Origin of the sequence: Dokdonella soli (genome assembly GCF_039523175.1) — a bacterium.
GTDB classification, from domain to species: Bacteria; Pseudomonadota; Gammaproteobacteria; order Xanthomonadales; family Rhodanobacteraceae; genus Dokdonella_A; species Dokdonella_A soli.
This window is the reverse complement of record NZ_BAAAEU010000043.1, coordinates 1-2,073: the sequence shown is the minus strand read 5'-3', so window position 1 is coordinate 2,073 and position 2,073 is coordinate 1. Positions and strand designations below refer to the sequence as shown.

Annotated in this window: 3 protein-coding genes; all 3 read left to right on the top strand. The window is 59.6% G+C overall.

What is annotated here, in order from left to right; all coding sequences use genetic code 11:
- The coding region (locus tag ABD002_RS19525) for a hypothetical protein (RefSeq protein ID WP_343794284.1) at positions 1–831 on the top strand (831 nt) is incomplete at its 5' end.
- Positions 832–840: 9 nt separating this feature from the next.
- Positions 841–1,647 (top strand): carboxypeptidase-like regulatory domain-containing protein, encoded by an 807-nt coding sequence (locus ABD002_RS19520; RefSeq protein WP_343794283.1) that lies wholly within the window; start codon positions 841–843, stop codon positions 1,645–1,647.
- Positions 1,644–2,073: hypothetical protein (locus ABD002_RS19515; protein WP_343794281.1), on the top strand; the 430-nt coding region annotated here is incomplete at its 3' end. The genes ABD002_RS19520 and ABD002_RS19515, both read left to right, overlap by 4 nt.

Below are 2,073 nucleotides of genomic sequence, written 5' to 3'. Positions count from 1 at the left end.
ACGTCGTATCCTGCCAGTGGCGCCACCGTGAACGGCCCCACGACAGAAATCGCCGGAACCTTCACGGGACCAACGGATACGGGCATCACGGTCAACGGTGTCGTTGCAACAACCGATGGCGGCAAGTTTCTCGCCTCGTCGGTGCCGCTCCAGCCCGGTTCGAACACGATCACCGTGGCAGCGACGACGATCACCGGCACGACAGCCAGCACCTCCTTGACCATCACACAAGGTTCGGTTTCCCCATCGGCGGTGATGTTGAGCGTCGCACGGCCCAATAGCTATGCGCCATTCCTCGTGCGTTTCACTCCCGTGGTTGGCGCGCTGCCCGGCGGTGCAACCGTGGCCACGCTATCCATCGATTACAACGGCGATGGTGTCGATGATGTGATCAACCCAGCGCCGGGCACGCCACTGACGTACTTGGCAACGCAGCCGAATCTTTACGCCGCCAGGTTAACCGTGGTGGACAGCAACCATGTCTCCTACACCGCCTACGCCCACTACATCGCCGCGGATTTCAAACGGCAAAACGGGATGCTCTGCGACGTCTATGGCTACCTGAAACAACGATTGACCGCCCAAGACACGGCGGGCGCGTTGAACGCTATCGATCCCCATGCGCAAGACGAGTTTCAGCCGCTCTTCTCAAACAACACCAGCACGCTGCCCGCTTACGTCGCGAACCTAGGCAACATCGTCGACGGCTACGTGAGCGACCGCAATGCCAACTTCATCGTGGTGCGTCAGAACACCGATTTGACGCTGTCCGGTTATCAGATGGAGTTCTCCCAGGGCGCTGACGGCACGTGGCGGATTTCGGGCATGTGAGGATCGCTCATGAGCGCCATGAAGATCCGAGGGCTCTGGTGGAAACTAATGCTTGGCGTCGCTGTCACTGGCGCCATCGCCGCTGTGAGTGCGACCGCTACGTCCATTGAATCAGGCTTGCAGGACGCGAAGACCGGGACGGTCTTGGATAGCGCCACGAAGCAACCCATCCAAGGCGCTTACGTCGTCGTCCGATGGTATCGCTACCACGTGGACCGGTGGTTCTTCGGACACGGCGGCCGGGGAGGCGCAGAGTGTATCTATCGCATGGTTGCAAAGACCGATGCTGACGGGCGCTACACCTTTTTGTCGACCGATGGAAAGTTCGACATCCGACGCGAGTTGAGTCTTCAGTTCGACAATCGCTATTTTTGGGATCTCGGCACCTACGCGCCAGGCTATTTTTGGGGGTGGCCGCAGAACATGTACCAATCAGGTGGAAAACACCCGGCGGCGCATGGCATCGGGTCCCAGGCGTTGGACCCCATCGAACTGACCCGTCGGCCGCTCGGCAGCGGTGAATTTTCGTTCAACGAATTCGAGTGCCCGGGGGCAGACAGCAATGCTGTCCCGTTCATCGATCAAATCTACAAGGAAGGCTATTCGCTCGCGTGCGAGCACGGGGGCGTGGTGTTGCCTAGGCAGGTGGCGGAATTGCGCGAGCATGCCGTTGGCGTGATGCGCCCGTTGCCCGGCGACTTGTCCACGCAACTCGATGACATACGAAAGCACTATCGATTCAACGATCCGCCGTCGGCGGAGGACGACGCACACATCTGTGCAATCTTGAAGCAAGCCAATGAGGTGCTGCTATGAAACGGTGGATGTGGCTACTCAGTCTGGCTTCGTTGGTGCTGGAATCGTCGTCGACGCTGGCTTTTGACACTCAGACCCACGCATACCTCACGGATCAGGCGTTCCTCAATTCCAACCTGGGGAACGCGAATGCGACTGCATTGCTCCAACAGCTCGGGTTGGATCGCTTCGATGCTCCGCAGCCGTTCTCCCCCTATTGGCTCACGCTGCCTGTCCTGGAAAGCTACTATTTTGACAACGTGCCGTCCGGCGCGACACCCCTGCAATACAAGCGCCCGGTTACCGCTTACGAATGGTTGCAAATGCAGCAGCTGTCGAACGCCGGCTTCTTGGGGCCGGACGGCGGCTCCGTCGTAGGCCCCACTGCAATCCAACCGCTCCCGATAGCGAACTGGCTCATGCGTGGAGCAATCCGCGAGGATGACC

Coding starts and splice junctions, on each gene's coding strand:
- ABD002_RS19520 (WP_343794283.1), top strand. CDS start 841: ATGAGCGCCATGAAGATCCGAGGGCTCTGGTGGAAACTAATGCTTGGC.